At 70.7% G+C, this 24,727-nt stretch carries 28 protein-coding genes and 3 pseudogenes; 16 read left to right on the forward strand and 15 right to left on the reverse strand.

Annotated features, from left to right (window positions below; translation table 11 throughout):
• Positions 1-25: 25 nt before the first annotated feature.
• The 5 genes from K6753_RS01925 to K6753_RS01945 form a co-directional block, all read right to left on the reverse strand.
• The gene (locus K6753_RS01925) at positions 26-496 is read right to left on the reverse strand and encodes a DUF1203 domain-containing protein (protein WP_223674489.1); all 471 of its coding nucleotides are present in this window, start codon (positions 494-496) and stop codon (positions 26-28) included.
• Between the two features lie 126 nt (positions 497-622).
• Positions 623-1,228: a flavodoxin family protein gene (locus tag K6753_RS01930; RefSeq protein ID WP_223674490.1), complete on the reverse strand. Its 606-nt coding sequence runs from the start codon at positions 1,226-1,228 to the stop codon at positions 623-625.
• Positions 1,229-1,515: 287 nt separating this feature from the next.
• A complete protein-coding gene (locus K6753_RS01935) occupies positions 1,516-1,908 on the reverse strand; it encodes a hypothetical protein (RefSeq protein ID WP_223674491.1) in 393 nt (130 codons plus the stop codon).
• A 59-nt stretch (positions 1,909-1,967) separates the two neighbouring features.
• Positions 1,968-2,744 carry a LytR/AlgR family response regulator transcription factor gene (locus K6753_RS01940; protein ID WP_223674492.1) on the reverse strand — a complete coding sequence of 259 codons (777 nt, stop codon included), beginning with the start codon at positions 2,742-2,744 and terminating at the stop codon, positions 1,968-1,970.
• Positions 2,737-3,999 carry a sensor histidine kinase gene (locus tag K6753_RS01945; RefSeq protein WP_223674493.1) on the reverse strand — a complete coding sequence of 421 codons (1,263 nt, stop codon included), beginning with the start codon at positions 3,997-3,999 and terminating at the stop codon, positions 2,737-2,739. The genes K6753_RS01940 and K6753_RS01945 overlap by 8 nt, the downstream gene beginning before the upstream one ends.
• 174 nt (positions 4,000-4,173) lie before the next feature.
• Here K6753_RS01945 and K6753_RS01950 point away from each other — a divergent pair, with 174 nt between their 5' ends.
• Both K6753_RS01950 and K6753_RS01955 read left to right on the forward strand, forming a co-directional pair.
• Positions 4,174-4,818 (forward strand): DUF5671 domain-containing protein, encoded by a 645-nt coding sequence (locus K6753_RS01950; protein WP_223674494.1) that lies wholly within the window; start codon positions 4,174-4,176, stop codon positions 4,816-4,818.
• Positions 4,815-5,270 carry a hypothetical protein gene (locus K6753_RS01955; protein WP_223674495.1) on the forward strand — a complete coding sequence of 152 codons (456 nt, stop codon included), beginning with the start codon at positions 4,815-4,817 and terminating at the stop codon, positions 5,268-5,270. Before K6753_RS01950 ends, K6753_RS01955 begins: the two co-directional genes overlap by 4 nt.
• 9 nt (positions 5,271-5,279) lie before the next feature.
• Here the strand turns inward: K6753_RS01955 and K6753_RS01960 are convergent, their stop codons facing one another.
• On the reverse strand, positions 5,280-6,122 hold the full coding sequence (locus tag K6753_RS01960) for a LytTR family DNA-binding domain-containing protein (protein ID WP_223674496.1): 843 nt from the start codon (positions 6,120-6,122) through the stop codon (positions 5,280-5,282).
• Between the two features lie 258 nt (positions 6,123-6,380).
• Here K6753_RS01960 and K6753_RS01965 point away from each other — a divergent pair, with 258 nt between their 5' ends.
• Positions 6,381-7,643, forward strand: coding sequence for an acyltransferase family protein (locus K6753_RS01965; protein WP_223674497.1), 1,263 nt, complete (start codon positions 6,381-6,383; stop codon positions 7,641-7,643).
• 110 nt (positions 7,644-7,753) lie between these two features.
• Here K6753_RS01965 and K6753_RS01970 read toward each other — a convergent pair.
• Positions 7,754-8,377: pseudogene (locus K6753_RS01970) on the reverse strand (L,D-transpeptidase family protein); the annotation flags it as partial.
• A gap of 422 nt (positions 8,378-8,799) precedes the next feature.
• On the opposite strand from K6753_RS01970, the gene K6753_RS01975 reads away from it, so the two are divergent.
• Both K6753_RS01975 and K6753_RS01980 read left to right on the forward strand, forming a co-directional pair.
• Positions 8,800-9,105, forward strand: a complete 306-nt coding sequence (locus K6753_RS01975) for an energy transducer TonB (RefSeq protein WP_223674498.1) — start codon at positions 8,800-8,802, stop codon at positions 9,103-9,105.
• A gap of 147 nt (positions 9,106-9,252) precedes the next feature.
• A pseudogene (locus K6753_RS01980) lies at positions 9,253-9,738 on the forward strand (pyridoxamine 5'-phosphate oxidase family protein); the annotation flags it as partial.
• A 501-nt stretch (positions 9,739-10,239) separates the two neighbouring features.
• Here the strand turns inward: K6753_RS01980 and K6753_RS01985 are convergent.
• Positions 10,240-10,617: a single stranded DNA-binding domain-containing protein gene (locus K6753_RS01985; protein WP_223674499.1), complete on the reverse strand. Its 378-nt coding sequence runs from the start codon at positions 10,615-10,617 to the stop codon at positions 10,240-10,242.
• An 85-nt stretch (positions 10,618-10,702) separates the two neighbouring features.
• Complete coding sequence (locus K6753_RS01990) at positions 10,703-12,313, reverse strand: MFS transporter (protein ID WP_223674500.1); 1,611 nt, start codon at positions 12,311-12,313, stop codon at positions 10,703-10,705.
• A gap of 144 nt (positions 12,314-12,457) precedes the next feature.
• Here K6753_RS01990 and K6753_RS01995 point away from each other — a divergent pair.
• From K6753_RS01995 to K6753_RS02010, 4 genes and pseudogenes are all read left to right on the forward strand, one after another.
• Positions 12,458-13,152, forward strand: a pseudogene (locus K6753_RS01995) (exopolysaccharide biosynthesis protein).
• Positions 13,153-13,204: 52 nt separating this feature from the next.
• The gene (locus K6753_RS02000; protein ID WP_223674501.1) at positions 13,205-13,876 is read left to right on the forward strand and encodes an SDR family oxidoreductase; all 672 of its coding nucleotides are present in this window, start codon (positions 13,205-13,207) and stop codon (positions 13,874-13,876) included.
• Positions 13,877-13,895: 19 nt separating this feature from the next.
• Entirely contained in the window at positions 13,896-14,432 is a 537-nt protein-coding gene (locus K6753_RS02005; RefSeq protein WP_223674502.1) for a DUF6630 family protein, read from the forward strand.
• A gap of 92 nt (positions 14,433-14,524) precedes the next feature.
• On the forward strand, positions 14,525-15,802 hold the full coding sequence (locus K6753_RS02010; RefSeq protein ID WP_223674503.1) for an aminopeptidase: 1,278 nt from the start codon (positions 14,525-14,527) through the stop codon (positions 15,800-15,802).
• 34 nt (positions 15,803-15,836) lie between these two features.
• On the opposite strand, the gene K6753_RS02015 is transcribed toward K6753_RS02010, so the two are convergent.
• The gene (locus K6753_RS02015) at positions 15,837-16,211 is read right to left on the reverse strand and encodes a YciI family protein (protein WP_223674504.1); all 375 of its coding nucleotides are present in this window, start codon (positions 16,209-16,211) and stop codon (positions 15,837-15,839) included.
• Between the two features lie 147 nt (positions 16,212-16,358).
• Here K6753_RS02015 and K6753_RS02020 point away from each other — a divergent pair, with 147 nt between their 5' ends.
• From K6753_RS02020 to K6753_RS02035, 4 genes are all read left to right on the forward strand, one after another.
• Positions 16,359-16,781: a YciI family protein gene (locus K6753_RS02020; RefSeq protein WP_223674505.1), complete on the forward strand. Its 423-nt coding sequence runs from the start codon at positions 16,359-16,361 to the stop codon at positions 16,779-16,781.
• A gap of 64 nt (positions 16,782-16,845) precedes the next feature.
• Positions 16,846-17,256 (forward strand): VOC family protein, encoded by a 411-nt coding sequence (locus K6753_RS02025; RefSeq protein WP_223674506.1) that lies wholly within the window; start codon positions 16,846-16,848, stop codon positions 17,254-17,256.
• Positions 17,257-17,343: 87 nt separating this feature from the next.
• Positions 17,344-17,730: a VOC family protein gene (locus K6753_RS02030; RefSeq protein ID WP_223674842.1), complete on the forward strand. Its 387-nt coding sequence runs from the start codon at positions 17,344-17,346 to the stop codon at positions 17,728-17,730.
• Positions 17,731-17,801: 71 nt separating this feature from the next.
• Positions 17,802-19,094, forward strand: coding sequence for an RNA polymerase sigma factor (locus K6753_RS02035; protein ID WP_223674507.1), 1,293 nt, complete (start codon positions 17,802-17,804; stop codon positions 19,092-19,094).
• Positions 19,095-19,535: 441 nt separating this feature from the next.
• On the opposite strand, the gene K6753_RS02040 is transcribed toward K6753_RS02035, so the two are convergent.
• Positions 19,536-20,240, reverse strand: coding sequence for a glycosyltransferase (locus tag K6753_RS02040; protein ID WP_223674508.1), 705 nt, complete (start codon positions 20,238-20,240; stop codon positions 19,536-19,538).
• Between the two features lie 95 nt (positions 20,241-20,335).
• On the opposite strand from K6753_RS02040, the gene tsaA reads away from it, so the two are divergent.
• On the forward strand, positions 20,336-20,857 hold the full coding sequence (tsaA, locus tag K6753_RS02045; protein WP_223674509.1) for a tRNA (N6-threonylcarbamoyladenosine(37)-N6)-methyltransferase TrmO: 522 nt from the start codon (positions 20,336-20,338) through the stop codon (positions 20,855-20,857).
• Between the two features lie 96 nt (positions 20,858-20,953).
• Here tsaA and K6753_RS02050 read toward each other — a convergent pair whose 3' ends face one another.
• On the reverse strand, positions 20,954-21,253 hold the full coding sequence (locus K6753_RS02050) for a hypothetical protein (protein ID WP_223674510.1): 300 nt from the start codon (positions 21,251-21,253) through the stop codon (positions 20,954-20,956).
• Between the two features lie 227 nt (positions 21,254-21,480).
• Between K6753_RS02050 and K6753_RS02055 the strand changes: the two genes are divergently transcribed.
• A complete protein-coding gene (locus tag K6753_RS02055; protein WP_223674511.1) occupies positions 21,481-22,518 on the forward strand; it encodes an ABC transporter ATP-binding protein in 1,038 nt (345 codons plus the stop codon).
• Entirely contained in the window at positions 22,515-23,282 is a 768-nt protein-coding gene (locus tag K6753_RS02060; protein WP_223674512.1) for an ABC transporter permease, read from the forward strand. Before K6753_RS02055 ends, K6753_RS02060 begins: the two co-directional genes overlap by 4 nt.
• A 24-nt stretch (positions 23,283-23,306) precedes the next feature.
• Here K6753_RS02060 and K6753_RS02065 read toward each other — a convergent pair whose 3' ends face one another.
• The 3 genes from K6753_RS02065 to K6753_RS02075 form a co-directional block, all read right to left on the reverse strand.
• The gene (locus K6753_RS02065; RefSeq protein ID WP_223674513.1) at positions 23,307-23,579 is read right to left on the reverse strand and encodes a DUF3297 family protein; all 273 of its coding nucleotides are present in this window, start codon (positions 23,577-23,579) and stop codon (positions 23,307-23,309) included.
• Between the two features lie 105 nt (positions 23,580-23,684).
• On the reverse strand, positions 23,685-23,948 hold the full coding sequence (locus tag K6753_RS02070) for a hypothetical protein (RefSeq protein WP_223674514.1): 264 nt from the start codon (positions 23,946-23,948) through the stop codon (positions 23,685-23,687).
• A 492-nt stretch (positions 23,949-24,440) separates the two neighbouring features.
• Positions 24,441-24,725 carry a DUF4031 domain-containing protein gene (locus K6753_RS02075; RefSeq protein ID WP_223674515.1) on the reverse strand — a complete coding sequence of 95 codons (285 nt, stop codon included), beginning with the start codon at positions 24,723-24,725 and terminating at the stop codon, positions 24,441-24,443.
• Positions 24,726-24,727: the final 2 nt, after the last annotated feature.

A 24,727-nucleotide genomic window follows, 5' to 3' on the forward strand; every position in this document is an offset into this window, starting at 1 on the left:
CGTTACCCGCGGATTTCCGGGTCGCTCAGCGGGCCCTGTCGACGCGGGCGGCGTAGCACCCGCGTGTCGCGAAGTGTGCGTGCAGGTACGCGACGGCTGGATTGGTAAAGAGTCGCGCGATCGCGGCGTCCGCCTCGCGGCCGTCCACCAGGGCGGCGTCGACCATCATGTGCGCCGCATCGAACGCGCGCAGCGACAGCATCCGGCGGCGGAGGACATCGGGCACGGTGTCGATGGCGTCGAACAGCGTGGTGGCGCCTTCCCGCACGAAGATCGCGTGCGAGGCGCGGAATGGTGTGTCGGCGGGTTGGTGGACGTGGTTCACCAGCAGCACCGTTTCGCCCGGCGCGGCGTCGCGCAGTTCGATGCGGTCGGGGAAGCCGAACTCGGCATCGACGCGGTAGCGGACCGCGCCCTGGCGCGCGAGCGCCGTGTCGTCCAAGCCGAACAGGGGGCGGAAGGGCTCGGGTGCGAGCCCGGTGATGCGGAAGGCCATGGCGGTGCTCCATTGGATGAGCGCGCATCGTTGCCGCAGTCCGGCGTGGGTTCTCGCCGATTCCGGACATGACTGTGCCGGGCCGCGCACGGACACCCGCGCCCCGCAAAACGCCGCCGCCAGCGGTCAGGGCTTCGGGTAAGGCGACTTCTTCAGCAGCTGTGCCAGGTGTGCGGCGTTGCTGGCGATGGTCCGGACGGTCTCGGCGACCTTCTTGGGCGTGCGCTCCAGGTCCTGGTAGTCGGTGCTGCCCATCACCTCGCCGACCCAGTACGGCGGGCTGGCGCCGGGGATGGTGAAGCCGACGTCGGTCAGCGCCTGGTAGATCTCGGCGCAGCAGTGGTGCGCGCCGTCCTCGTTGCCGACCACCGCGGCCACCGCGACCTTGCCGAAGGTGGGGTAGCGGCCGTCGTCGTCGATCTCCGACAGCACCGCGTCGAGGCGTTCGAGCACGCGCTTGCAGATGCTGGAGGGCTGGCCCATCCAGATCGGCGTGGCGACCACCAGGATGTCGGCCTCCATGATGCGCTTGCGCAGTTGCGGCCACTCGTCGCCATCGCCCTCGTCGGCAGTGACGCCGGGCTTGACGTTGAAGTTGGCGACGCGGTCGCTGGCGGTCTCCACGTCGTGCTTGCCCAGTGCGCGCAGCAGCTGGTCGAGCAGCTTCTGGGTGGAGGAGGACTCGTCGCCGGACTTGAGGGTGCAGTTGAGGCCGTAGGCACGCAGGGCCATGGGGGGCTCCTTCGGGCGGGACGGTCGACTGTGGGCGCCGGGACGTGGATGGGGCGTGGATGGGGGTGGAGTGGGACGTGCGAGTTCGGTCAGCTGCCATGCGTCAACGGGATCGTTGTAGGAGCGACGTGAGTCGCGACCGCGCTGCTTGGTGAGGTGCGAATCGCGACTCACGTCGCTCCTACAAAGGCACCTGTCCATCTGCGCGACCGGGTGGGGCGAATCGGAAACGTGGCGGGGTTCGCGGCTGAAGCCGCTCCTACAACGTCATTGGAGGCGCGCAACCATCAGCGCGACGCCAACGGCGCCGGCACGTCGCAGTCGGGGCCGGGCATCTTCGTATCGCCGCGCACGCAGGGGCGGAACGCGGGCAGCGCGGCGACGTGCTTCTCATTGCCGGCGTCCAGTGCGAAGCGTTGCAGCGGTTCGCGTCGGCAGGCGGGGCGCTGCACGGGCAGGGCGGTGGGCGCGGCTTCGCAGGTCGCGTCGTACAGCGTGTAGTGGCAACGGCCGCTGGCGCTGTCGATGCACTCGAACCGTGCGACACCCGGGTTCGCCACCACGCGGCTGTACAGGCGATCGATGCCGCCGGACTGCTCGCGCTGGATGAAGGTGCTGCCGCCCAGGTCGCAGCCGTAGAGGGAAAGCACGTAGCAGCAAAGGGCGATGAGCTTGTTCATGGGGCACCTTGTTCGGGTGGTGGACGCGGCGTGTGTGCGGGCTTCGACGCCCCGGCGCGTCACATGTGACGGAACAGCGCCATGAAGGGCGCACTGACCGGCAGGGTTTCGGGGCGCGACTTCAGCCGCACGGTGCCGCGCCCGCTGTCGTCGCGGACGACGCCGGCGACGGCCTTGAGGTTGACGATGGTCGAGCGGTGGATCTGCTTGAAGCAGGTCGGATCCAGCACGTTGAGCAGCTCGCGGATCGGCGTGCGCAGCAGCGCCTCGCCGTCGGCGGTGACGACGGTGGTGTACTTGTGGTCGGCGCGGAAGTAGGCGACGTCCTCGACCAGGATCAGGCGGGTTTCGCGGCCGGCGCTGGCGGTGATCCAGGTCAACGGCTCGGGCGCGTCCTTTGCCGGCGCGGCGCGGCCCAGCCGCTGCACCAGGTCGGCCAGCGTGGATGCATCCAGCTGCGTGCGGCGCGCCTTGAGGCGCTCGACGGTGGCGGCCAGGCGCGCCGGTTCGATCGGCTTGAGCAGGTAATCAATCGCGCCGCGCTCGAACGCGTCCACCGCGTACTGGTCGTAGGCGGTGACGAACACCACCTGCGTCGCGGGGCTGGCCTGCGCGGTGGCGGCGGCCACGTCCAGGCCGGTCAGGCCGGGCATGCGGATGTCCAGGAACGCCACGTCCGGCTGGTGCTCGGCGATGGCCTCCACCGCGCTGGCGCCGTCCTCGCATTCGGCCAGCACGCGCAGCTCGGGCCACGCGGCCTTCAGCGCATCGACCAGGCCTTGGCGCAGCAGCGCCTCGTCCTCGGCGATCACGCAGGTGCAGGGCAGGTCATGCATGGCGGGCCTCCCGGGTCGCGGCCGGTCCGTCGGCGGGGACGTTGAGCGTGGCGGCCACGCCGGAGGGGAAGTTGGCGACCACCGACAGCGCGGCCTCGCCGGCGTACATCAGGCGCAGGCGTTCACGCACGTTCTTCAGGCCGATGCCGGTGCCGCTGGTCTTGGCGTTGAAGCCCTCGCCGTCGTCGGCGACGGTCACCGACACGGTGTCGTCGCTGCGGCGTGCGCGCAGCCACACTGTGCCGCCGGTCGTGCGCGGCTCCAGGCCGTGCTTGATGGCGTTCTCCACCAGTGTCTGCAGCATCATCGGCGGCATCGGCGTGGCGCGCAGCGCCTCGGGGATGTCGACCTGCACGGCCAGGCGGCTGCCCATGCGGATCTTCAGGATTTCCAGGTAGGCGATGGCGCGTTCGAGCTCCGCGCCCAGCGTGGACATGCCCTCGTCGGTGGCGGGCAGCGAGCGGCGCAGGTACTGGATCAGGTGGCCGAGCATCTCGTCGGCGCGCGCCGGGTCGCTGCGCGTCAGTAACTGCGCGCTGGCCAGCGTGTTGTAGAGGAAGTGCGGCTCCACCTGCGCGTGCAGCAGGTTGAGCTTGGCGACGGTGAGTTCCTTCTCGGTGCGCGTCTGCGCCACCGCGTCCTTCTCGCCGCGGCGGTGCTGGGCGATGCGGCGGCTGATCGCGCGCGCCACGGCTTCGGCGTTCTCGTAGTTGGTGGCGTTGTCGACCAGGAACCAGTCGCTCCACGCCGGGTTCTCCGGCTCGCAGATCAGCGTGACGCTGCCGGCGTCGGCGGTGGGCGTGACGGTGGCGAGGATCTGGTTGCGGCGCTCGCCGAACCACGCCAGCGGGTTCCAGCGGCCCAGCGGCAGCTCGCCGTAGAGGTTGGGGCGGCCGACCTTGGCCCGCACCTGCAGGCTGTCGCGCGCGCTTTCGACGTGTTCGATGCGCGGCAGCTCGCGGATGGCCGCATCCACCAGGTCGAACGCCTCGCCGGCCTCCAGCGGGATCTCGATCTGCCGGCGCTGGCGGTTGGACAAGGCATCGCTGTCCACGCGCCCGGCCACCAGCCGCACCCGGCCCAGGTGCGACACCGCGCCGGTCACCACCAGCGCCATGGTCAGCGTGCCGATGATCGCCACCGGCCATTGCAGGCGGCCCAGCAACGGCAGCTCGTACCAGATGCTGCTGGCCACCAGCAGCGCCAGGAACCAGGCGGCACTGATGCGCAACACGAAGAGGAAGGCCTTGAGCACGGTGCGGTCCGTCGTCGTCGGGGAATGCGGCCGAGGATAGCGACGGCCCCTGGGGTGTGAAGGGGGCGGGCGACGAATCGGGGGATAGCGCGACGAAACGAGTCGGGGGCGGAACGGACCGTCGGCCGACGGCGCTGGTAGATTCGGCCCAGACCACCGCACGGGGCACGGCACATGGCGACATCCACCGAGGAACTGCAGCGTTTCGTCCGCGAGGCGCTCGCGCAGGGGCAGGGCCGCGACGCCATCGCCGCCGCGCTGGCGCACGCCGGTTGGCCGCCCGAGCAGGTGGAACCGGCGCTCGCCGCGTATGCCGACACCCCGTTCCCGGTCCCCGTGCCGCGGCCGCGGCCGTACCTGTCGCCGCGCGAGGCGTTCCTGTACCTGCTGATGTTCGCCACGCTGTACCTCAGCGCCTGGCACCTGGGCAGCCTGGTATTCGACCTGATCAACCGCGCGCTGCCCGACCCGGCCGACGGTGCGTATGCCGCGGCCGCGTTCGACCACTCGATGCGCTGGTCGGTGGCAACGCTGGTGGTGGCGCTCCCGGTGTTCCTGTTGGTGGCGCGCGTGCTGTCGCGAGAACTGGCGGCGACCCCGGCCAAGCGGCTGTCGGCGGTGCGGCGCTGGCTGACGTACCTCACGCTGTTCATCGCCGCCGTCGCGCTGGTGGGCGACCTGATTGCGCTGGTGTACCGCCTGCTGGGCGGCGAGCTGTCGCTGCGGTTCGTACTGAAGGTGCTGGTGGTGGGCGTGATCGCCGGCGGCGTGTTCAGCTACTACCTGGGCGAGCTGCGCCGCGAGGAGCGCGAAGGATGAGCGCGCCGGAGACCAACGCGGACCGGCGCGGGCGCGTGATGGCGATCGTCGCCAGCATCGTCGTGGTGGCCGCCGTCGTGGCCGGCATCGCCAGCATCGGCCTGCCGGGGGAGCAGCGGCAGGCGCGGCTGGACCAGCGCCGCATCGAGGACCTGCAGCGCATCGTCGAGGCGATCGAACTTCACCACCGCGAACACGGCCAGTTGCCTGCCGACCTGGCCACCGCGGCGGCCCGGCCGGGGTGGGACCTGGCGCTGCTCGACCCGGTCAGCGGCGAGGCGTACGACTACCGGCCGCGGCAGGGCGACCGCTTCGAACTCTGCGCGGTGTTCACCACCGACAGCGGCGAGCGCGGCGGCCCGGGCGGAAATGCGCCGCTGGAGTGGCGCCACGGCGCGGGCCGGCACTGCTTCAACCGCGAGGTGCGGCGCGTGGAGAGGCCGGGCGCCTGACCGGGAGGCTCATCCCAGCCGGTCCTTCAGCGCCTGCCGGTAGCGCCGGCTGACGGGCACCGCGGCGCCGCCCACCAGGTGCGCGCGGGCGTCGCCGGTGTCGAACGGCTCGATCTCGCGCACCCGGTCCAGGTTGACGATGGCGCTGCGGTGGACGCGGGCGAAGCGCTCGTCCAGCCGCGACGCGATGCCCGCCATCGTCTCGCGCAGCGGGTACAGCCGCTCGCCCACGTGCAGGGTCACGTAGTTGCCGGCGGCCTCGATCCAGTCGATGTCGTCGACCCGCACCAGGAACTCGCGCCCCAGCTTCTTGACCAGGAACCGGTCGGTGACCGGCTCGGGCGCGGCGTCCTCACGGCCTTCGGTCAGGAACTCGGCCTCGCCCTGCCAGCGGCGCAGCACGAAGCGGTAGAGGTAGACGGTGGCAAGGAAGGCGCCATAGGTGCGCACGTCCTTGAGGTACTCGTAGCCGAGGTTGGCGCCCCAGTCGCCGAAGTCGTAGTCCTGCCCCATCGCCGCGTAGGCCAGTTCGCGCAGCGCGACCATGCCCAGCACGTGCAGCAGCGAGTACGGCACGGTGAACGCCAGGTGCGCCGGCACGCTGCGACGCAGCTTCCCGGCGCGCAGCGGGAACCGGTGGTCGAATGCCAGCAGCAGTGGCAGCAGCGCCAGCCAGGTGGCCGCGCTGGAGAACTCCCACACCCACGGCTCCCAGGGCGCGACCGGCTCGCCCAGCCGGCCCAGGTCGATCCCGATCGTGATGCTGTTGCCGGCGGCGTTGATGACCGCCAGCAGCAGCCAGAAGCCGATCTCGTAGGCACGGCGGTGGCGGAGGTAGGTCTGCGGGGTCATGCGGGCATCGCCGGTCGGGGCGGCCGGGAGTGTAGCGGGCGCGTCGGGGCGGACACGCACGACGGGCGCACCGCGGCCAACCGCGGCTCGATGGGCAAACCGCTCGTCACCGCCGGCCGCCATTCGTCCCCGAACCCCCGCCCCGCGTCACTTTGCGCTTCAACGGCGCCGGCGGCGGGTGCAGCGTGCCGTCACTCCTTCCCGTTTCGGATCCGGCGCGCCATGACCACCGTTGCTCCCAGATCGCCCTCGACCGCCATGCCGACCTCGCCCCCGTTCAGCGCGACATCGGCGGACCCGCCCCGCCGCCACGACATCGACGCGTTGCGCGTGCTCGCCTTCGGCCTGCTGATCCTCTACCACGTGGGCATGTTCTACGTGGCCGACTGGGGCTGGCACGTCAAATCCGGCTACCTGTCCGAATGGCTGCAATGGCCGATGCGGGTGGTCAACCAGTGGCGGATGCCGCTGCTGTTCCTGATCTCGGGCATGGCGGCGCACTTCCTGTTGCGACGGACCACGCCCGGCGCCTTCGCCCGTGGCCGGATCCACCGCCTGCTGCTGCCACTGGCGTTCGGCATGGCGGTGGTCGTGCCGCCGCAGGCCTACGTGCAGGCGCTGTCCAACGGCGCGTTCGAGGGCGGCTACCTCGACTTCGTGGTGCACTACTTCACGTTCCAGCCCTGGCCGGCGGGTGCCTTCGACGGCTCGCACGTCGGCATCACCTGGAACCACCTCTGGTACCTGCCGTACCTGCTGGTCTACTCGCTGCTGCTGGTCGCCCTGCTGCCGGTGCTGCGCAGCCGCGCCGGTCTGGCATTCCAGCGCCGCATCCAGGGCCTGCGTGGCCTGCGGCTGTGGGTGCTGCCGGCGATTCCGCTGACGCTGGCGACCTGGGCGCTGTCCGGTGCATTCCCGACCACGCACGACCTGGTCACCGACTGGCATACGCACGCGCAATCGCTGGCGATGTTCCTGGTCGGCTACTGGATCGGCACCGACAGCGGGCTGTGGGCGGAACTGCGGCGCCTGCGATGGGTATGGCTGGCGGCGGCAGTGGCGACGTTCACGGCGTACGCCGTGCTGATGCATACCACCGAGCCGGTCCCCAGCTTCGACCGCGCCATGTACGACTTCGCCCAGCGGCTCAACCAGTGGACGTGGCTGCTGCTTGTGCTGGGCTGGGGCCACCATCTGCTCAACCGGCCCTTCCGCTGGTTGCCGTGGGCGACGTCATCGGTCTACCCGTGGTACGTGCTGCACCAGACGATCACCGTGGTGGCCGGGTTCTGGCTGGCGCGGCTGTCACTGGGACCGGTGGTGGAGCCGGTGTTGCTGGTGGCGGTCACGGCGGGCGGCTGCGTGCTGCTGACCGATGCGGTGATCCGCCGCTCGCGCCTGTTACGGCCACTGTTCGGCATGCCGGCCGTCGTCGCCGGCCATCGGGCAAAAGAAAACCGGACAGGCGCGGAGGACGCCGGTCCGGTCGAAACGGGCATTGCGGCCGGCCGGGGGGCCTGAACCGGGCTGCTCCAGGAGAGAGGAGTCGATTATTCGAGGCTGGCGGTCATCTCGGTGCTGCCACCTTCGGCGGCGATGCTGTCCATGCGATCGAGCGGCAGGCCGGTGACGGCATCGACCGGGGCGGCGTCGCCCGGGTAGGCCACGGACGGGCCGTGCGACGCGGCATCGGCCACCACCACGGTCGAGCCGTGTTCGGTGATCGAGAACAGCTTGCGGGCGAACTCGTGCGGCAGGCGCACGCAGCCGTGGCTGGCGGGCTTGCCGGGAATGCGGCCGGCGTGCAGGGCGATGCCGTCCCAGGTCAGCCGCTGCATGAAGGGCATCGGCGCGTTGTCGTAGAGGTTGGAATAGTGCTCCTCGCGCTTCTGCAGGATCGGGAACACGCCGGTCGGCGTCTCGTGGCCGGGCTTGCCGCTGCTGATGGTGGACACCGCGATGCGCACGCCGTTGCGGTACACGTGGGCGCGCTGCTCGGGCAGGCTCACCACGACCACCAGCGGGCCGGCGGGCGAGGCTTCGGGGTTCCACAGGTAGTCGCCGGGCTCCAGGTCGAACGTGGGGTCGGCGGCAACAACGGGCTTCAGCACGGGCGCGGGCTGGGCGCGGTCGGCGTGCAGGCCGGAGACGGGGGCGGCGGCATCGAAGCGGTTCGCGTCGAACGCCGGGGCCTGCGCGGCAACCGGCAGTGCGATGGCCAAGGCGAGCGTCAGACCCGCCAGGCGCGGCAGCAGCGACTGGCGGGCGTGGAGGTTCTTCGAAGAATTCGGCGCGATGGCATCGTTGTTCGTGGTCATGTCTGCGGCCCCGTCGTGGTGTGTGTTCATGGCTGCAGACCCTAGGCAGGCCATGGTGATCACCCGTTTGATGATGGTGTCCGGAAGTTGAACGGTGGCGGTTTTTTCGCCACGTTTCGGGCCGATTTCTTCACGGCCGTGCCACGTGTCTGGCTGCCGCCTGAGCGGAACCGGCGCGGTCGGGAACCCCCGTCGGCAGGTGGGTCCGTTACGCCGAAACCCTTGCAGGGCAAGGGTTCTGGGCGGCAATGGGACGCCGCTCAGGACGGCGCTAAAGATCCCGCGGGCGCTGCCGATATCCGGTGGCCAAGGTTTTTCTCCCCGTGGTTTCTCTCCCCTCCCTCCAAGAGATGCGTCCCATGCAGCGTTCCATCCTCTCCATCGCCCTGGCCACGCTGGCCGTCGCCTTCGTCGCCCCGGTGCAGGCCATCACCCCGGTCAAGCGCGTCGACCCGGTCTACCCGTCGGAAGCGGCGCGTGCGGGCACGCAGGGCTTCGTCGAAGTCGAGTACACCGTCGAAGGCGGCAAGGTCGCCAACGTCTCGGTGCTCAACGCCAAGCCGGCGCGCACGTTCGAGTCGGCCGCGGTGCGCGCGGTCAAGCAATGGCAGTTCGCGTCCGGCAGCACGGGTCGCGGCAAGGTGCGCCTGGACTTCTCGCTCTAACAGCGACGCTCCACCTGCAGCACCCTGGAAACGCGCCGGCAACGGCGCGTTTTCTTTTGCGCGATGTCGCCACCGCGTAGACCCTTCACGCCGGGCGTGGCGCACGGCATCGACACTGGGCGTCCCCAACGCACCACGAGACGCGCCATGGCCCGCAAGACCGTCCGGCAGATCGCCGACCTGCTCGAGAAGATCGACACCGCGATGCTGACCACCGTCGGCCCCGACGGATTCCTCGTCAGCCGCCCGCTGTCCACGCGCGCCAGTTCGTTCGACGGCAAGCGCGTGTGGTTCTTTACCGAGGCCGACAGCCCGAAGGTCGCGGAAATCGCGCGCCACCCCAAGGTCAACCTCGCCTACGCCTCCAGCGACCGCAACACGTACGTGTCGCTGGCCGGCACCGCCGAGGTCAACCGCGACCGCCGCCGCATCGGCCGGTTGTGGAACGACGCGATGAAGGCGTTCTTCCCCAACGGCAAGGACGACCCCAACCTGGTGCTGCTTGAAGTGCAGGTGCGCAGCATCGAGTACTGGGACGGCCCGGGCAGCCTGGTCGGGAAGCTCGTCGGGTTCGTTGTCGCGCGCGTCACCGGCGACGAGGAACACATGGGCGACAACCGCCTGATCGACATGAGCGGCAAGCGCGCGGCCTCGCGCCTGCCGCCCTCGCACAAGGACGCCCCCGCCGACGCGCGCAAGGCGGCCAAGCAGGCGTTGAAGAAGACGCCAACGAAGAAGACACCGACGAAGAAGGCGGCGTCCGGGAAGGCATCCGCGAAGAAGACGGCAAACAGCAAGGCGCCCGCGAAGACGTCCACCCGCACGGCCGCGACTAAAAAGCCCGTTGCAAGGAAGGCGACCGCGAAGCGCCCCGCCACGAAGAAAGCCGCCACGAAGAAAGCCGCCGCGGGAAAGACGTCAGGCCGGGCAACCAACGCCCCCGCCGCCAAGGCGCCGGTCAAGCGCGCGACGAAGAAGAGCGCGCGCCGTTCCACATCCACCGCCGGCGCGCGCGTCGAGGCCATCCGCCGCGTGCGCACGCGCGGCCGCTGAGCGGGCGGAGGGTCGCCTCCGCGTCAAACCCTGCCCCCGGAGGCAGGGTTCGGCATAACTAGGCGCGTCCCGCCCGATGGCTCAGTCCAGTTGCTGCAGCGCGTGCCCGGCGCCGTTGCACACGGTGATATGACCATCGGCACCGGCCTCACCGCTGGCGCGCACGCGATCGCCCACCTCGATGTCCGGGAACGCACCCACGCCCGGTGCCGGGCAGAGGTTGAGCCGCGCCGGGATCTCGACCGTGACCGGCCCCGATGCGGTGTCGACCTGCATCGTCGCGTTGCCGTCGTACGCCCAAGGATCGCGGTCGATGGCGACCACGCGGCCCTCGGCGCTGGCCTGGGCGCCGGCGTCGGCCGTGGGTGCGGCGGTCTGGCAACCGGCCAGTGCGAGTGCCGCCAGCGACAGGGCGGCGGCGAATGGGACGTGGCGAGCGAACGTGGCGGGTCGGATCATGGGGCGGTCTCGGCAGTCGAAGGAAACGCGACGCTAGCGGCCCACCCGGCAACCGTGCGTGAGTGGCCGGCCTACGACCCCACCCCTACGAACCCAGCGCCTGCTGGATGTCCTCCAGCGGCTGGCCGCGCGTCTCAACGCCGTGGCGCAGCAGGATGGCCGCGGCCACCGCCATCGGCACCGCCAGCACCAGCGCCGACACGGTGAAGTTGGCGAAGAAGCCCATCACCCCCATCCCCGCGCCGAGGATGCCGCCGGCCTTGGAGCTGGCGGCGATCACGCCCGCGCCGGTGCCGCGCAGGTGCACCGGGTAGATCTCGGCCGCGTACGGGATCAGCATCGCGATCACGCCGCTGACGCTGACCAGCAGCGCCACGGTGGCGGCCACGGTCACGGCCTGCGACTTCAGGCCGAGCACGCCGATGGCGACGAATGCCAGCAGGGCCAGCGCCGTCAGGCCGATGAACAGCGCCAGCGCGCGCACGCTGCTCCAGCGGTGGTAAAGGGCGATGACCACGGCGATGCCCGGCAGCGCCAGCACCGCCGACCGCGCCAGCAGCGCGCTGGCACCGGCCGCGTCCACGCCCATCTGCACCAGGTTGACCGGCAGCCACAGCAGGAAGCCGAAGTTCACCAGCCCCCACGCCAGACCGGCCAGCAGCAGGCCCCAGCTGATGCGCGCATGGCGGCCGCGCAGCAGGGCGCGCAGCCCGGTGACGGGGTGCTGTTCGTTGATCACCGGTGCACCCGGGTGGCGCGCGTCGTCGGTTTCAACGGCACGGGACGATGCCGTTCCGGCGAACTTCGCCAGCACCGCGCGCGCTTCGCGCTCGAGCCCGGCGTTGGACAGGAACCGCGGCGATTCGGGGATGTAGCGGTTGAGGAACACGATCAGCGCGCCGGTCGGCAGACCCAGCAGCCACAGGATCCGCCAGCTGAACATCGGCTCCAGCCACGCCGCCGCGCCGGCCGCCAGCAGGTAGCCCGCCGAGGTGCCGACGCCGCCCAACGCCACCAGCAGCCAGCCGCGGTGCGCCGCGGGCACGGTCTCGGCCATCAGGGTGAAGGTGATGGGCAACAGGCCGCCGGCCGAAGCGCCCATCAGGAAGCACATCGCCAGGTTCCACTCGAAGGTCGGCATCGCCCCGCAGATCGCGGTGCCCATGAACATCAGCGCCGACAGCAGGATCGCCGCGCGCCGGCCGAAGGCGTCGGCCATCCAGCCCCACAGCACCGAGCCGACGGTGGTGCCGGTCAGCGCGACCAGCGCCAGCACGCTCGCGGTCGGCGTATCGATGGCGTATTCCAGGCTCATGCCCGGCATCACGAAGCCGAGCGTGGCCGGCTTCATCACGTCCACCGCCAGCGCCGCCACCAGCACCATGACCAGCGTCCAGTGTTCGCGGTTGAGCGCGACGCCGTCGGCGACGTGGAAGTGCACCGCATTTGCGTCGCCATGCAGGGTCTGGCGCATCTGCGCCAGGCGCGGCATCAGGCCGTACGCCGACAGCGCCAGCCCGACCGGGATCAGCGCCATGCCCGACCACATGGTCGCGTCCATCGGCATGCCGACCATCTGCCAGTCGGTGTACCGGCCCATCCAGAACATCGGCAGGTGTGCCAGCACCCCGGCGACCACCGCGGCGCAGCCCAGCCAGAAGGCGACCGGGTGGTGGAAGGACAGGCCGTGTTTCATCGGGGGGTGCCAGGCGGGGAACGCGCGAGCGTACCGGCGCGCGCGCGCCCGCGATAGCGCGCTGCCGCGTTGCCGGCCGCCGTGACGCGGCCCTGATCCGGGCCCCGCTAGCGTGCCGGCCTTCGCCCTTTCTCCCGCAAGTCGATGACCAGCAGCGCGCCGCTCCATACGCTCGGGGAACTGCTCGACCGCCTCGAGGCCGCCGGCAATGGATCCCCTGGCCACAGTGCGGCCGGGGGCGGGGCGGGCGAGTGCGCGGACAAGGACACGGACGAAGGCAAGGACAATGACAAGGACGCCGTAACGCTGGGCGCGCTCATCGACGAGATCGGCACCCGTTCCTTCGGCCCGCTCCTGCTGCTGGCGGGGCTGGTCACGGTGATGCCGATCGTCGGCGACATCCCCGGGGTGCCCACGGTCATGGCGTTGCTGGTGCTGCTGGTGGCCGGGCAACTGCTGCTGGGCCGCGAGCACTTCTGGCTGCCGCGCTGGGTGCTGGACCGCCGCGTGCGACGCGACCGCCTGGTGCGTGCACTGGGCTGGCTGCGCAGGCCCGCGCGGTGGGTGACCGCCTGCTGCGGCCGCGCCTGGCCTGGCTGGTCCGCAGGCCGGGACAGTACGCGATCGCCGTCGCCTGCGTCGTCATCGCACTGGCGATGCCGCCGATGGAGCTCGTCCCTTTCAGCGCCAACGCCGCCGGCGCGGTGCTGCTCGCGTTCGGCCTGGCGCTGATCGCGCGCGACGGGGTGTTCGCGCTGGTGGCATATGTCATCACGGCGCTGACCCTGGCGTGGGTGGTGCAGGGGCTGCTAGACGGGTCCCGCGCCGTGCGGGGTTGATCGCGCCCGTCACCGCCGCCATTGCAGGAGTCCATCCGAACCGGGAGTTCCCATGCCCACCGTCCTGATCACCGGCGCCAACCGCGGCATCGGCCTGTCGCTGGCCCGCCGCTACACCGCGCGCGGCGACCGTGTCATCGCCGCCTGCCGCCAGTCCAGCCCCGAACTCGACGCCACCGGCGCGCAGGTCGAAGCCGGGGTCGACGTGACCGACGGCAAGGCCTTGGCCGCGCTGGCCGACCGCCTGGGCGACACCCGCATCGACGTGCTGGTGTGCAATGCCGGCATCCTCGGCCGCGAGGCGCTGGATGCGCTGGACGACGACGCGTTCGAGCGCATGCGCCGGCAGTTCGAGGTCAACGCCATCGGCCCGCTGCGCACCGTGCACGCGCTGCAGGAGCGGTTGGGCGACGGCGCGAAGGTCGGCATCGTCACCAGCCGCATGGGCTCGGTGGCCGACAACACCTCCGGCGGACGCTACGGTTACCGCGCGTCGAAGGCGGCGGTCAACGCGATCGGCAAGTCGCTGGCGGTCGACCTGGAAAAGCGCGGCATCGCGGTGGTGCTGCTGCACCCGGGGTACGTTGCCACCGAGATGGTCGGCGGCACCGGCGACATCCAGCCCGACGACGCAGCCGCGCAGCTCGTGCAGCGGCTGGACGAGCTGACGCTCGACCGGACCGGAACCTTCGTCCACGCCAACGGCCAGCCGCTGCCGTGGTGACCGCCCTGGAGCCGATGCGATGAGCGCCGACGAATACGACCCCGACGACAACTTCGCCCACGGCCTGGAGGGCGTCGACGACATCGACGAGGACGCCGCCACCGAGCAGTTGGCGTGGCAGTGGCTGCTCTACGTCAATCCCGACGACGAGGATGGCGCGCAGGAGCAGTTCGCCGCCTGGCAGGAGGCATGGCTGGCCGCCGGCGGCAATGACGCCGATGCCGACCCGGTGGCCGCGCTGGCGGCAGTCACCGACTGGCGCTCCAGCGTGCAGGTCGACGTCGACGACGCGGCCGCGCTCGTCGATGGCCTGACCCAGCTCGTCGCCCGGGTGGACGTGCAGATCGACTGGGGCGTGGACGACCCGGCCGACGACGCCGATCCCGAATCGCTGATGGCCGAGGCGCATGCCGCGTTGCGCCAGCACGGTTACACGCTGTGGGTGTGGGACGCCGGCTCCGACAAGAGCGCGGCCTGGCTGGCCTACCGGCGCGACGACGATGCGGTGCGCACGTTGGCTTCGGCATTGGGGATTCCGGTGCGCGCGGGCGCCTGACGGGCGTCGCCGACGGACGGTGTCCGTTGCCGCAAGGGCGGCGCGTTGCCACGTGGACCGGTCCCGCGTGGGGCCACTCCGGAGTACGCGCCATGAACACCTCGCTGCTTGCCGCCGCACTGGCGGCCGTTGTCGCATCCACGCTGGCCGGCTGCGATCGCCCGACCGGTGAAACCGCCCCGCAGGCGGAGGCGCCCGACACCGACAGCGCGGCCGCACCGGCCCCGGATGCCACCGCCGCGGCACCGGCCACCCCGCCCACCGACTTCAACCAGCTGGCGCAGCGGCTGGTCACGCAGAGCGCAGCGGTAAAGGAAGGCGACCTGGTCTGGATCAGCGGGCGCCCGCACGACGCCGCGCTGCTGGAAAGCATCGCGGTGGAGGTGCGCAAGGCTGGTGCGTTCCCGACCATCCAGTACAGCAGCGACGAGCTCAGCAAGCGCCTGTTCTTCGACGTGTCCGCGCAGTACGACAGCCAGGCCGACGGCTGGGGCACGGCGCTGGCCGAGACGGCCGACGTCGTCATCAACCTGGACAACGGCACCAGCGAGAACCTGTTCGAGGGCGCCGATCCCAAGCGCGTGGCCGCGCGCGGCAAGGCCAACGAAGCCATCGGCCAGGCCTTCATGCGCAACAACGTGCGCACGGTCGAGGTCGGCAACAACCTCTACCCGACGCCGTGGCGCGCAGAACGCTTCGGCATGGACGCGGCGGCGCTGTCGAAGATGTTCTGGGACGCCGTCAACCTGGACTACGCCGAACTGGAAGCGCGTGGCGAAGCGGTGCGCAAGGCCCTGGCCGCAGGCGACACGCTGCACATCACCCATCCGGCCGGCACCGACCTGCGGCTGCGCGTGCAGGGGCGGCCGGTGCTGGTCAGCGACGGCGTGCTGTCGGAGGCGGACCTCGAGCGCGGCGGCGCGTCGGCCTCGGTGTACCTGCCGGCCGGCGAGGTCTACACCACGCCCGTGCCCGGCAGCGCCGAGGGCACGCTGGTGGTGCCGCACTGGTACTACCGCGGCAAGGCGGTGGACAACCTGACGCTGACGTTCAAGGGCGGCGAGGTGACCGCGTTGTCGGGCGATGGCCCGGGGTTTGCCGACATGAAGGCCGACTACGACGCAGTGGACGACGCGCGCAAGGCGCAGTTCGCGTTCTTCGACCTGGGCATCAACCCCAACGTGGCGCTGCCGGCGGAAAGCCGCGTCGGCAACTGGGTGCCGGCGGGCACCGTGACCGTGGGCACCGGCAACAACACCTGGGCCGGCGGCGACAACTCGGTGCCACACAGCATCACCGCGTCGCTGCCCGGCGCCAGCGTCACGCTCGACGACACCCCGATCGTCGATGCCGGCGAGTTGAAGCTCTGACCCGAAGCAACCCGGTACCGCGCGTGGGTGTCGCTCAGCCGCCCACGCGCGTGCGCACCGCGTCCATGTCGCGGATCGGGCGCACTTCGATGCAGCCGGTCTGCGCCCACGGGAACTCCGCGGCGATCGCCACCGCGTCATCCACGCTGTCGGCCTCGATGATGTTGTAGCCGGCCAGCACTTCCTTGGTCTCGGCGAACGGGCCGTCCAGCACCTGCGTGCGGCCGTCGCGGATGCGCACCGAGCGTGCCTTGCGCGCCGACTCCAATTGCTGCGATCCCAGCAGCTTGCCGTCGCGCTTGAGCTCGTCGGCGTGGCCGAAGCAGGCCTTCATGCGGGTATCGAACTCGCCCTCGGGCAACGCGTCCAGCAGGGTGTCGTCGTTGTAGACCAGCAGCAGGAATTGCATGGGCGCTCCGGCGGTGCGTGGGGGCGGCCATCATGCCCGCAACAGTGGGCTGAAAAAAGTTTGCCGCGCGTGTCGATCCAGCCGGCCTTCGTCCGTCGTTCCCGTTGAAGGCGCCGCTGCAGGCGCCACAGACGAAGGAGAGCCGCGATGCGCGTCATGGTGATGGTCAAGGCCACCGAGCAGTCCGAAGCCGGACACATGCCCTCCACCGAGCTGCTGGAGGCGACGGGCCGCTACAACGAAGAGCTGGTCAAGGCCGGCGTGATGCTGGCGGGCGAGGGCCTGCACCCCACCGCCCGCGGCGCGCGGGTGCGCTTCGATGGCGCCTCGCGCACCGTCGTCGACGGCCCCTTCGCCGAAACGAAGGAGCTCGTGGCCGGCTTCTGGCTGTGGCAGGTGCGCTCGATGGACGAGGCGATCGAGTGGGTCCGCCGTTGCCCGAACCCGCACGAAGGCCCCTGCGAGATCGAGATCCGCCCGGTGTTCGAGGCCGAGGATTTCGGCGAAGCCTTCACCCCCGAACTGCGCGAGCAGGAACAGCGCCTGCGCGACGCCACCGAAGCGCGCTGATGTTCCGGTCCCCACGCCCCAGTCCCTAACCCCAGCCCCTAGTCCCTAGTCCCCGGAGAAACCCATGCAACTCGTCCCCTACATGATGTTCAACGGCCAGTGCCGCGAGGCGTTCGCCTTCTACGCCAAGGCCATCGGCGCCGAGGTGACCTACGGCCTGACCTATGGCGAGTCGCCGATGTGCGACGAGATGCCGGCCGACAGCCGCGACTGGATCATGCACAGCCAGATCGAGGCCCCCGGCCTGATGCTGATGGGCGCCGACGGCCCGCCGATGGAAACCCCGGCCGGTGCCGGCACGGTCAACAACCTGATGGTCGACACCGTCGACGAGGCCGAGCGCTTGTTCGCGGCACTGGCCGACGGCGGGCAGGTGCAGCAGCCCATCCAGGAAACGTTCTGGGCGCTGCGCTGGGGGATGCTGGTGGACCGCTACGGCAAGCCGTGGATGGTCAACTGCTCGCGCCCGGAGTAGCGCGCTGCCCACGTCCGAAGAGCGCACGCCCGGCCGCAAGCCTTCCCCATTCCCCATTCCCCTCCAACCGGAGCGCCATCCATGCAGATGTTCGTCAATCTCCCCGTCCGCGACCTCGACCGCACGGTCGCGTTCTTCACCGCGCTGGGTTTCAGCTTCAACCCCAAGTTCACCGATGAGAACGCCACCTGCATGCTGGTCGGCGACGACTGCTTCGTGATGCTGCTGGTGGAGCCGTTCTTCCGCCAGTTCACCGACAAGCAGTTGTGCGACACGGCCACGTCGATCGAGACCCTGGTGGCGCTGGGCGCCGACAGCCGCGAGGGCGTGGATGCGCTGCTCAAGGCCGCGTTGGAGGCGGGCGCCCGCGAGCCGCGGCCGGCGCAGGACCACGGCTTCATGTACACGCGCAGCTTCGAGGACCTGGACGGCCACACGTGGGAGATCTTCCACATGTCGGGCGACCCGGCGTGATCGAGGCGAGCGGGGCGCGGGCGTGCACGCGGGTTTGCCCCGGCGGCCGGTCGATGGTGTGATCCGCGTCCATGGACGCGGCCCCTCCCGACGACAGCGCCCGGCACGCCACCCACCGCACCATCGAGGCGGTATGGCGGATCGAGTCGCCCAAGCTGATCGCGCGGCTGGCGCGGATGCTGCGCGACGTCGGCCAGGCCGAGGACCTGGCGCAGGACGCGCTGGTCGCGGCGCTGGAGCACTGGCCGCGCGACGGCGTGCCCGACAACCCCGGCGCGTGGTTGATGCAGACCGCCAAGCGCCGCGGCATCGACCGCATCCGCCACCGCGACCTGGTGGACGATCGCCACGCCCGCTACGGCGAGACGCTGGAGCCCGCGGCCATGCCGGCGCCTGACGATGCCGACCGCCTCGATGACGACATCGGCGACGACCTGCTGCGGCTGGTGTTCACCGCGTGCCATCCGGTGCTGTCGACCGAGGCGCAGGTCGCGCTCACCCTTCGAATGCTGGGCGGGCTGACGACGGCGGAGATCGCGCGCGCCTTCCTGCAGCCCGAGCCGACGGTCGCCCAGCGCATCGTGCGCGCAAAGAAAACCCTGGCCAGCAAACAGGTCGGTTTCGAGGCGCCGCGGCGCGAGGACCTCGCCGATCGCCTGGCCGCCGTCCTCGGCGTGGTGTACCTGGTGTTCAACGAAGGCTACGCCGCCACCGCGGGCGAGGACTGGATGCGTCCGGCGCTGTGCCAGGACGCGATGCGACTGGGGCGCGTGCTGGCCGGCCTGCTGCCCGCCGAGCCGGAGGTGCACGGGCTGGTGGCACTGATGGAGATCCAGGCCTCGCGCATCCCCGCACGCACGCAACCCGACGGCACGCCGATCCTGTTGCTGCACCAGAACCGCGCGCGCTGGGACCGGTTGCTGATCGGCCACGGCCTGGCCGCACTGGACCGCGCGCATCGGCTGGGCGGGACGGACGGCGTGTACGTGCTGCAGGCCGACATCGCCGCCTGCCACGCCCGCGCGGCGCGCCCCGAAGACACCGACTGGGCCCGCATCGCCGCGCTCTACGCACGACTGGGCGAGGTCGCGCCCTCACCGGTGATCGACCTCAACCGCGCGGTCGCGGTGTCGATCGCCGACGGCCCCGCCGTGGCACTGCCGCTGGTGGACGCACTGGCGGCGGACGGCGCGCTGGCCGGCTACCACCCGCTGCCGGCGGTGCGCGGCGACCTGCTGTCCCGGCTCGGGCGCCACGCCGAAGCCGCGGCCGCGTTCCGCGAGGCCGCGTCGCTGACGCGCAACGCGAGGGAACAGGCGCAGCTGGAAACTCGGGCCGCGGAATGCGCACTCAAAGCCACGTAGTCGTAGCGGAGCTCCGATCAGTGTCAGCGACGAAGGCTGCCTAGACCCAACGGGCGGCGGGCAGGACGCCCGCCGTTTCCCGACCGAGCCAGGAAGGCGAGTCGGGAAATCCCCGCGTCACCTCACGTCAGGTGTTTGAAGTGTCGAGGAAGGCCTTTTCTTTGGTTCCGTTTCTTTTGGGCCAGCAAAAGAAATGAACTCGGCCGACAGGACGAAAGCTGTTGCCTTGGATCTTTCAATAACGATAGGCGAGGCCGCGGGGGCACCCGCCCCCGGACGCAGGTAGGGACACCGCGCCGGATCGCAATGGGTTAAGCGCAGCCCCGGAGCGCGGGCCCAGTCCGCGCCCCGTGGCCGCCCGCCTTGACCGGATGGCACCCGACGGCTCCTGACGAGGAGGCAGGCGATTGTCCGGGCCGCCGTCTCAGCGGCCGAGACGGCTCAGTCGCGCCGCCCGCCGTACCACAGGCCCAGCGCGTCGCGGCTGCGCAGCAGGCCACGGCCGCGCACCGCGAAGCGCAGCAGCAGCCACAGGTGCTCGCGCAGGGGGTGGCTGCGCAGCTTGCGCGCCGAGGTCGACACACGCTCGCGCAGGACCACGAACCGGCCCTGCGTCGCCAGCGCCCGGCTCAGGGCGATGTCCTCGGCGGCGTACCAGCGCTCGTCGAACCCGCCCACCGCCTCGAACGCATCGCGGCGGCAGAACACGAAGCAGCCCGCGGCCGCGCGCATGCGCCGCAGCAACCAGTTGGAGGCGGCCAGCCCCGCGCGCACGTGCCAGGCCAACGGCCCGCGCAACGCCACGGTGGCCCCGCCGCCGACCGCGCCGGCCTCCAGTGCCACCAGGGCCGCGCGCAGCAGCGCGGCATCGACCCGTGTGTCGGCATCGACGAACACCAGCGTGTCGCCCCGCGCCTCGCGCGCGCCGGCATTGCGGGTGGCGGCGATGTGGCGGTACTCGACCCGCAGCACGCGTGCACCGGCCGCGCGGGCGATGTCGCCGGTGCCGTCGCTGGAGGCGTCATCGACCACCACGATCTCAAAGCCACCCGTGCCGACCGTCGCGGCCGCCGCCGCATGAAGCGCCTGCAGCGTGGCGGGCAGGCGCGCGGCTTCGTCGTGGGCCGGGACGATCAGGGACAGCATCGGCCGATCATGGCACGCGGTTGCATCGGTCCCGGTGTCGCGATGCTCGGGCAGAATGCGCGGCCGCCGATCCACCCACCTGCCGTGTGCACGCCATGACCGACCCCGTGTTCGCCTTCAGCCCTATCGCCCATGTGCGCTCGCCGTACGCGCACCGCATCGACGCGCCGCACCAGCCGACGGTGGTGGCCGGCACGCGCAGCGGGCAGGTGGAGGCCGGTTGCATCGAGTTCGTGCCCGGCATCCCCGACGAGGCGTTCGGCGACCTTGCCGGCTTCGACCGCATCTGGCTGGTGTTCGCCTTCCACCGCAGCGAAGGCTGGACGCCGCGGGTGCGTCCGCCGCGCGGGGGCGGGCGCCGCGGCGTGCTGGCCACGCGCGCGCCGCACCGGCCCAACCCGATCGGGCTGTCGTGCGTGCAGCTCGACGCGATCGACGGACGCGTCCTCCACGTGCGCGGGCTGGACCTGCTGGACGGCACCCCCGTGCTCGACATCAAGCCGTACGTGCCCTACGCCGATGCCTTTCCCGAGGCGCGTGCCGGCTGGATCGATGCGATCGACCGCAGCCAGGGCGCGCAGTCGGCGCCCGGGCCGCGGCGCCCGCGACAAAGCTGAATTCCGCGCACGCGGTGGCCCTCGCGCGTCGCAGTTGGACGCGCGGCGTCGCGTGAAACGCCGTGGAAGTGACGGGGAGTGCCGTCGTTGTGGGGGTCAGCTGCCCAGCTTGAGCGCCGGGAATTGCCCCGTCATGCGCACGCCGTCGGCCACGCCCCAGCGGATGCCGATGCGGCGCAGGCGCTTCTCGGTGGCCTCGCGCAGGTCCGGCGGCGTGGCGCGCAGGATCTCATCGTGGCGCTCGGCCCACGCCGCGGCATAGGCGAACAGGTCGCGGTGGCGGTGTTGCAGGTCCGGCATGTCCTCTTCGAGCCGAGCGATCGCCGCATCGATACCAGCGGCGTCCAGCGCCCCGGGGGGGCGCTTGGCGGCGGGTCGTGCGGTGAAAAACGGCATCGTTCGGCTCCTGGGGGCGTCGGGCGGGCGGGCGCGTGGACGCCGGGCCTCGGAAAATGACGCAACAACAATGCCAAGGCCGTGATTCCACGGTGAACAGTTCAGCCACCCCCTGAACGCGCATTCAGTCACGCGGCCATCGACAGGACACAGCCGTGCGCCGGCAGGGGTTATTCCCGCCACCGGGCTGCGGCATGCTGAACGGCCCCAGCGCCCGCGAGACCGCCATGCCCGCCCCGACCGCCGCTGATCGATCCCCCGCCGATGTGCGCCCCGACGACGCGCAGCCGTCGGGAGCCGCCGCCGACGTGCTGGTGATCCGCGACCTGTCCAAGACCTACGCGTCGGGCTTCAAGGCGCTCGAATCGGTCGACCTCACGATCCGCCGCGGCGAGATCTTCGCGCTGCTCGGCCCCAATGGCGCCGGCAAGACCACGCTGATCAGCATCGTGTGCGGCATCGTCAATGCCAGCGGCGGCACGGTGGAGGTCGACGGCCACGACATCGTGCGCGACTACCGCGCCGCGCGCGCGACCGTCGGGTTGGTGCCGCAGGAGCTGTCGACCGATGCGTTCGAAACCGTGTGGGCGACGGTGCGGTTCTCGCGCGGGCTGTTCGGCAAGGCGCCGGACGATGCGCACCTGGAGCGCGTGCTGCGCGAGCTGTCGCTGTGGGACAAGCGCGACAGCAAGATCATGACGCTGTCGGGCGGGATGAAGCGGCGTGTGCTGATCGCCAAGGCGTTGTCGCACGAGCCGTCGGTGCTGTTCCTGGACGAGCCCACGGCGGGCGTCGACGTCGAGTTGCGCCACGACATGTGGCAGATGGTGCGGCGCCTGCGCGAGGCCGGCACCACCGTGATCCTGACCACGCACTACATCGAGGAGGCCGAGGAAATGGCCGACCGCATCGGCGTGATCAACCGCGGCCGGCTGGTGGTGGTGGAGGACACGCGCACGCTGATGCGCAAGCTCGGCAAGAAGCAGCTGACCCTGACGCTGCAGGCGCCGTTGCAGGCGATCCCCGAGGGCCTGGCCGGGCAGCCGCTGGAGCTGTCCGACGACGGCGCGTCGCTGGTCTACACCTTCGACACGCAGCACGAGCGCACCGGCATCGCCAGCCTGCTGCGCCAGCTGGCCGACCACGGCATCGACTTCAGGGACCTGCATTCCAGCGAGAGTTCGCTGGAGGAGATATTCGTCAGCCTGGTGCGCGATGGCGCGCCGGTGGCTTCGTCCGTTGAATCCACGGAGGCGCGCGCATGAGCCTCAACACCCACGCCATCCGCGCGATCTACCGCTTCGAGATGGCCCGCACCTTCCGCACCCTCGGCGAGTCGATCGCCTCGCCGGTGCTGACCACGTCGCTGTACTTCATCGTCTTCGGCGCGGCGATCGGCTCGCGCATGGGCGATATCGACGGGGTGAGCTACGGCGCCTTCATCATCCCCGGCCTGGTGATGCTGTCGCTGCTCAGCGAGAGCATCTCCAACGCGTCGTTCGGGATCTACATGCCAAAGTGGTCGGGCACGATCTACGAGCTGCTGTCGGCGCCGGTGTCGTACGTGGAAGTGGTGCTGGGGTACATCGGCGCGGCGGCGACCAAGTCGCTGGTGCTGGGGCTGCTGATCCTGGCAACCGCGCGGCTGTTCGTGCCCTACGAGATCGAGCACCCGCTATGGATGCTCTGCTTCCTGGTGCTGACCGCGCTGAGCTTCAGCCTGTTCGGTTTCATCATCGGGCTGTGGGCCGACGACTTCCAGAAGCTGCAGATCATCCCGCTGATGGTCGTCACCCCGCTCACGTTCCTGGGCGGGGCGTTCTACTCCATCCACATGCTGCCGCCGTTCTGGCAGCAGGTGACGCTGTTCAACCCCGTGGTCTACCTGATCAGCGGGATGCGCTGGAGCTTCTACGGCGTGTCGGACGTCAACGTCGTCGTCAGCGCGGCGATGATCCTCGCCTTCCTGCTGGCGTGCCTGGCGGCGGTGTGGTGGATCTTCCGGACGGGGTGGAAGCTCAAGGCCTGACGCATCGCGCCGGGCCGGGCCACGTCACGCGTCGTCGTTGCCCGCGGCGGTGTCGAGGAACCATGCTTCGACGGTGCCCTTGGCCTTCATCGTCATCGGCTGGCCGCGGCGGTCCAGCGACTTGCCCACCGGCAGCCGCACCCAGCCCTCGCTGATGCAGTACTCCTCGACGTTGTGGCGTTCGACCCCGTTGAAGCGGATGCCGATGCCGCGCTCGAGGACTTCTTCGACGTAGTGCGGGCTACGCGGGTCGGTTGAGAGGCGGTCGGGCGGGGTGTCGTGGCTGGCGTCGGACATGGGTCTGGTCACGCAGGGCGCCCGGGTGGCGCGGGGCGCGCAGGATACGCCGGCCGGCGGCACGGGTCGAACGCGTGCCAGCCCGCTGGTGTCAGTCCGCTCGTATCAGTTCGTGGCGACCAGCTCCTCGGCCACGTCACCCGGCAGCGCGTCGCGCCACGCCGCATAGACCTGGTCGGCCGCCTCCAGCCAGTCCAGCCCTGTGCCGGCCTGCGTCGCATGCCACTGCGCGCCCAGCTCCGGCTCAATCGCGTTCCAGGCGCGGAAGCCGTACCGGTTGCGCGCCTGCAGGCCGAACTGGGTGGCCCGCAACGTCTGGGCGGCGGTCAGGGGCAGGGGGCGCAGGCGTGGGTGGATGACAGCCGACATGGGCGCAGGTCCGGGGTGGGGGTGGCGCCATGCTGGCGATGCGGATGTAAAGGTCCGGTTTACGCGGCGGGCGCGCGGTGAACGGGTTCAGGGTGCGCTGCGTCGACTTGCGGTCGTCGTCGTCGAGTCTTGCGCTGGGCTCGATTTCCAAGAAGCCAAGGCTTTCGGCCTGAAGGCCGAGTTCATTTCTTTTGCTGGCCCAAAAGAAACGGAACCAAAGAAAAGGCCTTCCCCGACACTTCAAACACCTGGCGTGAGGTGACGCGGGGATTTCCCGACTCGCCTTCCTGGCTCGGTCGGGAAACGGCGGGCGTCCTGCCCGCCGCCCGTTGGGTCTGGGTAACAGTCGGGGATTGGTGGCTTCCGAACGAGGCGGGCACGGTGTTGATCCCAAGCCGTCGTCCCGGCGAAAGCCGGGACCCATCTTGACCCTCTCCGCGCTGCACCCCGATCGCTTGAAACCGCACCGCACCGCACCGCGGCCTGCGGATCCTAGTTCCGCTCCCCGCGCCCCTGCGCCTTCGCATTGGCGATGACGGCCCGCACCAGCGCGCGGTCCACGTGCCGCGAGATCGCCACCGCGCCCAGCGCGATCGCCTGCTCGCGCATCGGTGCGGGCACGTCGTAGTGCGCGCCGCTGGTCTTGTTCTGGAACGCGCGGCGCGGCAGGCCCAGGCGCGCAGAAAACGCATGAAGTTCGTCCAGCGTGTCGGCCATCAGGTGGGCCCAGCGCTGGCCGCGCCACAGCGTCACCGCGTCGTCGACGTAAACGGCCATCG

The sequence above is a fragment of the Novilysobacter selenitireducens genome (genome assembly GCF_020026895.1).
GTDB classification, from domain to species: domain Bacteria; phylum Pseudomonadota; class Gammaproteobacteria; order Xanthomonadales; family Xanthomonadaceae; genus Lysobacter_C; species Lysobacter_C selenitireducens.